The sequence below is a fragment of the Holdemanella sp. genome, assembly GCF_056804935.1.
On sequence record NZ_DBMEXE010000055.1, the window covers coordinates 1 to 8,228 of the forward strand.

Annotated in this window: 11 protein-coding genes and 1 riboswitch; of the genes, 2 read left to right on the top strand and 9 right to left on the bottom strand. The window is 34.2% G+C overall.

All coding sequences use genetic code 11. The features are described from left to right. Window positions 1-27: 27 nt before the first annotated feature. The 7 genes from bilS to ACZQCL_RS04030 form a co-directional block, all read right to left on the bottom strand. Complete coding sequence (gene bilS / locus ACZQCL_RS04000; RefSeq protein ID WP_331865869.1) at window positions 28-489, bottom strand: flavodoxin family protein BilS; 462 nt, start codon at window positions 487-489, stop codon at window positions 28-30. A 13-nt stretch (window positions 490-502) separates the two neighbouring features. Beyond that, window positions 503-751: a hypothetical protein gene (locus tag ACZQCL_RS04005; protein WP_331865870.1), complete on the bottom strand. Its 249-nt coding sequence runs from the start codon at window positions 749-751 to the stop codon at window positions 503-505. 63 nt (window positions 752-814) lie between these two features. Then, entirely contained in the window at window positions 815-1,357 is a 543-nt protein-coding gene (gene rbr / locus ACZQCL_RS04010) for a rubrerythrin (protein ID WP_288522680.1), read from the bottom strand. 96 nt (window positions 1,358-1,453) lie between these two features. Beyond that, window positions 1,454-1,843 (bottom strand): Inorganic pyrophosphatase, encoded by a 390-nt coding sequence (locus tag ACZQCL_RS04015; protein ID WP_117570913.1) that lies wholly within the window; start codon window positions 1,841-1,843, stop codon window positions 1,454-1,456. 77 nt (window positions 1,844-1,920) lie between these two features. Further along, on the bottom strand, window positions 1,921-2,904 hold the full coding sequence (locus ACZQCL_RS04020) for an asparaginase (RefSeq protein WP_419006177.1): 984 nt from the start codon (window positions 2,902-2,904) through the stop codon (window positions 1,921-1,923). Then, complete coding sequence (locus ACZQCL_RS04025; RefSeq protein WP_227991045.1) at window positions 2,897-3,406, bottom strand: hypothetical protein; 510 nt, start codon at window positions 3,404-3,406, stop codon at window positions 2,897-2,899. The genes ACZQCL_RS04020 and ACZQCL_RS04025 overlap by 8 nt, the downstream gene beginning before the upstream one ends. Window positions 3,407-3,414: 8 nt before the next feature. Further along, window positions 3,415-4,548: a glycerate kinase gene (locus ACZQCL_RS04030; protein WP_227991046.1), complete on the bottom strand. Its 1,134-nt coding sequence runs from the start codon at window positions 4,546-4,548 to the stop codon at window positions 3,415-3,417. A gap of 176 nt (window positions 4,549-4,724) precedes the next feature. On the opposite strand from ACZQCL_RS04030, the gene coaBC reads away from it, so the two are divergent. Together coaBC and ACZQCL_RS04040 are read left to right on the top strand one after the other, a co-directional pair. Beyond that, a complete protein-coding gene (coaBC, locus tag ACZQCL_RS04035; RefSeq protein WP_227991047.1) occupies window positions 4,725-5,921 on the top strand; it encodes a bifunctional phosphopantothenoylcysteine decarboxylase/phosphopantothenate--cysteine ligase CoaBC in 1,197 nt (398 codons plus the stop codon). Between the two features lies 1 nt (window position 5,922). Continuing rightward, window positions 5,923-6,690, top strand: coding sequence for a type III pantothenate kinase (locus ACZQCL_RS04040; protein ID WP_227991048.1), 768 nt, complete (start codon window positions 5,923-5,925; stop codon window positions 6,688-6,690). Here the strand turns inward: ACZQCL_RS04040 and ACZQCL_RS04045 are convergent. Beyond that, window positions 6,687-7,871 (bottom strand): cation:proton antiporter, encoded by a 1,185-nt coding sequence (locus ACZQCL_RS04045; RefSeq protein ID WP_482481901.1) that lies wholly within the window; start codon window positions 7,869-7,871, stop codon window positions 6,687-6,689. The two genes, ACZQCL_RS04040 and ACZQCL_RS04045, sit on opposite strands and share 4 nt — an antisense overlap. A gap of 48 nt (window positions 7,872-7,919) precedes the next feature. Then, a riboswitch (Fluoride riboswitch) is annotated at window positions 7,920-7,996 on the bottom strand. Window positions 7,997-8,008: 12 nt separating this feature from the next. Next, the coding region (locus tag ACZQCL_RS04050) for a hypothetical protein (protein WP_482481902.1) at window positions 8,009-8,228 on the bottom strand (220 nt) is incomplete at its 5' end.

Consider the following 8,228-nt stretch of genomic DNA (forward strand, 5'->3'; position numbering starts at 1 on the left):
CAACAAGAAAAGCGTAGTGGTATGCTCTCACAACGCTTCATTTACACATTTCATTAAGCTATCAACATCCTTATCGTTTGGATGTTTTAAAGCCTCATCAAAATTCTTCAACATTTCAGGATTCGATTCAAACTTTGCACGAATTGCCAAAGGCATTTTACCTTGACACATCCATGTTCCTTTAACGCAGTTGGATGCATCTAAATGATTTTGAACATTTTTTAAAATCATCTCAAAATATTCTTTAGATTTACCAAAACCAGCCGTTCCAAACAAGAAAACATTTTGATTGCGTAGTGTAGAAAGATATTGTTTCATTTGATCATCACAATCTCCCTTGTCACACCAGAATCCAATGCACAATAAATCAACAGGTTCTAAATTTTTTGCGTTTTCTACAGGTACACAATATTTTGACTCCATAAAATTCAAGCTGTTTGCCAAAGACTGTGTGTTCCCTGTTTTTGAACTATATACAATTCCTATCATAAAATATATCCTTTCATAAGTAGCGATTACGCCATGCATAATACTCTTCATCTTTTTCCATATCAATACCATGGTCATTTTCATAAACTTCAAACGTATTCTGTTGAAATAGTGAAATAAAATCATTTCTTGAAAGCTTTGAATGCCACTGACTATGCCATATATATACTTTATCTTTTTCCATTTTAATCAACGCACGATTCTCTAAACATATTAGTGCATGACTATCTTTTAATTTTTCAATTGCTTCTATTATTTCCATAGGATTATTTTAGCACAACTTTCAAGGATAAGAAAAGGTAGCCGAAGCTACCATGAGATATTATTATTCGTAATGATCTTTTAATTCTTGGAAATAAGCCTGTGGATGATTACATACTGGACATACCAATGGAGCTGTTTCGCCATAGTGAATGTGTCCACAATTCAAACAAATCCAAACGGTTGAAGTTGCCTTTTTAAACATGGCATCTTCTTCAACATCTTTCAACATAGCTTTATAACGAGCTTCGTGATGTTTTTCAATAGCACCTACGCCTTCGAACAAGGCAGCAATATCATCAAAGCCTTCTTCACGAGCTTCTTTAGCCATTGTTGCGTACATATCTGTCCACTCATAGTTTTCACCTGCAGCCGCATCTTTTAGGTTTTCTGTTGTTGTAGGAACTTTTCCACCATGCAAAGCCTTGAACCATAATTTAGCGTGTTCTTTTTCATTATTTGATGTTTCAGTGAAAATGTTCTGAATCTTTACATAACCATCTTTCTTAGCTTGTGAAGCATAATATTGATACTTAACACATGCCTGAGATTCTCCTGCAAAAGCAGCCATTAAATTCTTTTCTGTTTTAGATCCTTTTAATTCCATAATAAAGACCTCCTATCTGTCTTTATTTTAAATCAACTCAACATGTTTTTCCATTAAAACGCATAAGAAAAAGACAAATCCTAAGACTTGTCTTTTCTAATCATTATTTGACCATGATGGTGTGTCGTTACCTCTACGTACTAAAATAGCTTTTTGGAATTCGGTTTGATCCAAGAACTCTAAAATACGCATTGTTTCTTCTTCTGTACATCCTATCAATAATTTGACGATACAATCTTTTTTAAGAATGTCAGCTGTAATCGCAATCGCATCTACATTATTTGTTGCGATAGAACCTTTGAAAACATCAATAGGTTTTTGATCTGAACCAAATGTATCTGAAAGAAAACCGTAATCTACAGGATAGACTAAATTTGTAAATTTATAGTGAGTACTTCCTTTTGGTCGGTCAATCGTACAACTGCTAGACAACAATAGCGTATCAAGCTTTTGCCAAAAGTATGCGTTATTTTCTAATTGCTGCATAATAACCTCCTGTCTTGTAATAGTCTATAAATTATTATAGCATTTACAAAATTATTTACAATACAAGAAAAGTTTTTTCAATATTCTTGGAAGAAAGATTTGATTGTTTCATGGTTTTTAGTACAATTTAGCGCAAGCATCAATAAAACCCTAGCTTTCTGTGCTGAAAACTTATAAGCAGGAATTGTTACTTTCTTTGAATCAAACACATCTGAATCAAAAACAGCACCCTCTAATACGCGACTTGCACGTACGACTGTACATTCTCCAGTATAGTTTTCTAAAACATCTTTTATCTTTGTAGGATAATTCCCTGAACCTGTTCCTGCTAGAACTAGGCCATCATACGTACCTAACATAAATTTTAACAATTCAGGATCCGAATCTGTGTGCACATAAAAAATTTCTACTTTAGGCAAGTTATCAAATTCCATTTTTGAAAAAATTGTTTGGAATGTATGTTTTTTAAATGGTGCATTCAATAAATACACATGATCATCACGCATATATCCTAGAGAGCCAAATTCACCCATTTTAAATGCATCGGTTTTATAGCTGTTTGTTTTCTGTAAATCTCTACCTGAATAGATTGTATCAGAAATCACAGCTAAAACACCGGCTTGCCAAGCTTCCATATGACATGCTAAAGCTACTGCTTGATATAAATTCATAGGTCCATCCGCACTTGTTGCAGTTGCAGGTCGCATCGATCCTGTTAGAACAACAGGTTTATGACATGCCAAAGTAAGATTTAAAAAGAAGGCTGTTTCTTCTAATGTATCTGTACCGTGTGTAATAACAATTCCATCCACATAGCGATCTTTTTCTAATTCATGACAAATTTTTCTTAATTCAATCCATTTATCTAAACCCATATCATTAGAATCTACATTGTATAATTGAATCGTATTTAGATTTGCCAAATCACGAATTTGTGGAATACTTTTAACAATTTCTTCCACATCAAAAGTGCCCGCCTCATAATTCGCACTTTTGCCTAAACTTCCTCGACCGGCAATTGTTCCGCCTGTCGCAATGATTGTAATATTCTTCTTATTCATATGTTTCTAAAAACTCCCAGAACTCTTGTGTATCTGCCAAATCAAAATCAATGGTAGAATCAACATCCCATAAACTGATTGAATGATCATCTTCACTATAACCAATACCTGCATGTGTGGCCTTGCCATTTTCAATCACATACAATGTTGGTGTATAAAGGAAATATGGAGCCATATCCAAAAGAATCTTTCCATCTTCTGTCGAGCTTTGTAGCTGCTTAGAATCCTGGCTAATTTTACTAAAGCCATAGTCTGTTGAATCAATCTTATATAAAACAAGGTTTGGATGTTCATCCTTTGTTTGTTTGATATATTCTTGTAAAGATTCACAATAAGGACAATTTTCTCTTTCAATAATTAACACAAAAGAGTCTTTATGATCTAATTTTTTCTGTAATTTTGTTGCCGTAATTTCTTTAATTTCAAAAGGTTCTTTCGAAGAACATCCAACAAGCCCAATGCACAGAATAAAAGCACAAAATATAGTTAATAGTTTTTTCATCGAACAACCTACTTTCTAATACCATCCATAAATTTAGTTAAACTAAAAGCCAATGCCTCTAGTTTTTCACTTCCTGTCTGTAAGGCCATCTGAAAAGACATGGCACGATCAGCACTCGAAAAAATTCCAATCATACCTTGCTCATAAAGTGATTGATAACCTAAGCCTAAAGCCCCACTCAAACAAACACATGGCACATTATAGGATCTTGCCAAGTGGGCAATTCCTAGTGGCAATTTACCATACAATGTCTGCGCATCCGTCTGACCTTCTCCAGTAATGACTAAATCAGCATCTTGAAGATGATTTTTTAAGCCAGAATATTCTATAACTAAATCGATGCCAGAAGTTCTTTTTGCCTTCATAACACCCAACAATACACATCCAATGCCTCCAGCTGCTCCTGAACCTTCAAATTCATTCACATTCACATGGAATGTCTGTTTCAATTTCGTACAATAATGAGCCATTCCTTTTTCGACTTCTGCCATTTGATTTAAATAAATTCCTTTTTGTTTCCCAAAAATATAAGTAGCCCCATTCTTCCCCAATAAATAATTCTTTACATCACAAGCACAAACGATTTCTACATCTTTTGGTAGTCTTGCATAACGCTTATCAATAAAAGCTATTTGACTAAGAGCATATACGCTTGGTACAAGTAATTCTCTTTTTGAATTATAAAAGCGAACCCCAAATTCATTTAAAATTCCCATACCACCATCATTTGTTGCACTGCCACCTAAGCCAATAATAATTTTTTTACATCCTCTAGAAAGTGCGTCTTTCATCATGATACCCACACCTTTACTTGATGCGATCATTGGATTTCTTTTTTCTTTAGGTGTCATATTCAGTCCGATGCAGCTAGCCACATCCATTATGGCAAGTTGACCATCTTGAGAAATACAGTATGTCGTAAATACATTTTTACCATAGGCATCCACAGTTAATACGTCTATTGTCTTTCCTTGAATGATATCGCAAAACACCATAGCCGTTCCTTCTCCGCCATCGGCCATAGGAAAAGTTAAAACTTCATGTTTATTATTTGCCTTTAATATTCCTTTTTTTATACTTTCTTCGACCTCTTTTGAAGACATACAACCTTTAAAAGAGTCACACGCAACAATTATTTTCATGCGTACATTTTACCATATGCCACAAAAAATAAACACTTTTTTAATTTTTCAGTTTCATAAGTTAAAATATCCATAGTTAATACTTTATTGTTGCTTGAAAAGCAAGATATCATATGGGATAATATTTGAGTGAAAAATCTATACGTGATTTTATTCACAAAGGAGAATCAATAATCATGGAAAAAAAACATGTCGTTATAGGGGTGTCTGGTGGTATTGCAGCCTACAAAGCTTGCGATCTTGTCAGCAAATTATCCAAAAAAGATTATGAAATCAAAGTTGTCATGACAAAACATGCTCAAGAATTTGTCAAACCAATCAACTTTGAATCTTTGAGTAAACATAAATGTGAAGTTTCTTTGTTTGACGAAACAAATGAAGATCCAATTGCCCACATTACTTTAGCTAAATGGGCTGATATCATGGTGTTAGTTCCGGCTACAGCCAATATCATTGCCAAAGTTGTTCATGGTATTGCGGATGATATTGTTTCAACAACATTCTTGGCTTGTCATACTAAAAAATTAATTTGTCCGGCAATGAATGTTCATATGTATGAAAATGAGGTCACTCAAAGAAATATTAAACTTGCCAAAGAACTTGGCTATAAATTTGTAGAACCCGTTGTTGGTCATTTGGCATGTAATGATACTGGAAAAGGTAAGCTTGCTGATGTGCAAGATATTGTGTCTGCCATTGATCATGAGTTTGAATTGGAACAAACATTAAAAGGAAAAAACGTTTTAGTTTCTGCAGGTCCAACGCAGGAAGCTTTAGATCCTGTTCGTTTTTTAAGCAATCATTCAAGTGGTAAACAAGGGTATGCGATTGCCAAAGCCGCAAAAGCTCTAGGTGCCAATGTAACTTTAGTTGCAGGTCCTACTGCTTTAGAAGATCTTAATGATGTTAATATGGTACACGTAACAAGTGCGCAAGATATGTTTGATGCGATCACATCAAGACTCGATGATCAAAACTACATCATCATGGCAGCAGCGGTTGCAGATTACAGACCTGAAATGGTCGCAGATCAAAAAATCAAAAAGTGTGATGAAGAAGTAACTTTTCATTTTGTGAAAAACCCAGATATCTTAGCTTATATTGGACAGCACAAAAAAGAGAATCAGGTCATTTGTGGTTTTGCGATGGAAACTCAGAATTTAGAGGAAAATGCACGAAAAAAACTAGAATCCAAAAATTGTGATATGTTGATTGCGAATAACTTATTCACAAGTGGTGCTGGTTTTCAGACAGATACAAATGTTGTGACTTTATTAAGAAAGAATGATACGCAACATTTGCCTAAGTGTTCAAAAGAAGAATTGGGATATAAAATTCTAGAAACAATGAAAGAAATTGAGATGGAGAAATAATATGCTTGTAACAGTAGATATTGGAAATACAAATATTACGATTGGCATTTTTGATAAAGAGGATTTAATTGGTACATATCGATTAACGACAAAAGTAAGAAGAACGAGTGATGAATATGGTTTTATGTTAAAAAACTTTTTGGATCGTTCTAATGTACATGAAAAACAAATTGATTCCGTTATTGTTTCAAGTGTTGTTCCTAAAGTGATGCATTCCTTCACAAATGGAATCAAAAAATTTGTTGGTATCGAACCACTTATTGTTGGCCCTGGTATTAAGAGTGGTATCAGTGTTCAATTAGAAAACCCTAGAAATGTTGGTGCAGACCGTATTGCCGATTGTGCTGGTGCATTCAGTGAATATGGAGGACCTATTTTAGTAGCCGATTTTGGAACAGCTACAACTTATGACTATGTAGATGAAAATGGTTGTTTTAAAGCTGGTGCCATTGGTGTTGGTATTGAAACAGGAGCAAATGCATTATGGGGACAAACGGCACAGCTTCCTGAAATTGAGATCAAACGTCCAAAAACTATCTTGGCAAGAAATACACAAACAGAAATGCAAGCTGGTGTATTTTATCAATTCTTGGGCGGAGTTGAATATACAATTGCTCAATTCAAAAAAGAAGTTGGTAAAGACATGAAAGTCATTGCGACTGGTGGTTTAGGAAGAATTGTTTGTAACTACACAAAATCCATTGATGTATATGATCCAAACCTAATTTTCAAAGGATTAAAAGTTATATATGAAAAGAACAAAGACTAATAAGCTCTTTGTTCTTTTTTTAACCATTTTTTATATGTATGTTCAATTAAAAATGCACCTAATGGAGCTGTAATCAAGATGGATAAAACAGCTACGGTCAATACAATTTGTCCACATCCAAGTCCTGCAGCCAAAGGAACTGAGCCAATTGCTGCTTGAACAGTAGCCTTAGGACAATATGCAATCATGCAAAATAAGCGTTCTGATTTTGCCAATGATGTTTTTAACAAACAAATAAATACTCCAAGCATTCTAAATAAAAGCACTCCAAATATCAACAGAATAGCCATAATGCCTGCTTTTAATGCATAAGAAATATTTACACAAGCTCCAACTAACACAAATAATAAGACTTCAGCACCTACCCATAACTTATTAAACTTAACGGATAGTCGTTTGGATGCAACAGAATGATTTCTTTGAAAGAAAATTCCCATAAACATAATCGCAATTAATCCTGAAAATGGAATTGGTAAAGCATCCTCAAGTGTCACTAGAATAAATGCCACACTTAGTAGAATTAAAATCTTTACAGTATCTCGCATATGATTTTTCTTAAAGAAGATCGCAAACCCTTTTCCTAATAATGCTCCACATATAATACCAGTTAGAATGGATAGTGGAATATTCACAAAGCTTAATATATCCACGCTTTCTCCTTGGGCTAAACCAAGAAATGCTGTGAACATCACAATCACAAATACATCATCTACACTTGCTCCAGCTAAAATCAATTGTGGAATACTTTCTTTCGTTCCATATCCTTCATCCATAAGTTGTAACATTTTTGGAACAATAACTGCAGGACTTACAGCTGCAACAACGCTTCCCATAATAGCAGCATCTAGTAAAGAAATCCCTAATAATTTTGGTGCCAACAAAATCATTCCAACCATCTCAAAACAAGCTGGCACAAAACACATCAATATGGCTGGTCTTCCTACCCTTTTTAAATCACTTAAATCAAGATTCAATCCGGCTCGCATTAATATAATAATTAGAGCAATCTTTCTTAATTCACTGGATATGTTCAACAATGAAGAATCAATCAAGCCAAGACAATAAGGTCCTAAAAGAATTCCTGTAAATATCATTCCTAATAATCCAGGTAATCCCATCTTTTTACATAACCAAGATAAAAACATTCCTGCAAGAAAAATATAAGATAAACTGATCAGCATTTTATCTCTCCTTTCAAAACGCAGAAAAGCTGATGGTTTCCGCGTTAAAAAAACACAGAAGTCATCAGCTTACAAAAAGCGGTTTTAGTTTACAACTAAGGGAGAACTTCATTCCCAATGAGATTATACTACAATATTTAAGTTCTCATCAATAGCGTTTTAATCGATTCTTCGCTCACTGAGAAAATGGATGCGATAGTTTTAACACTAAAACCTTTGTCTAGCATGGTTTGATATACTTCAAATTGATTTAGTGCAATACCTTGTTCAATACCTTGCTTGATACCCATCTGGATTCCTTTGTTTGTTGATTCTTCAAACATTTCATCTAATGCTCTGCACACTCTTACATCTCCC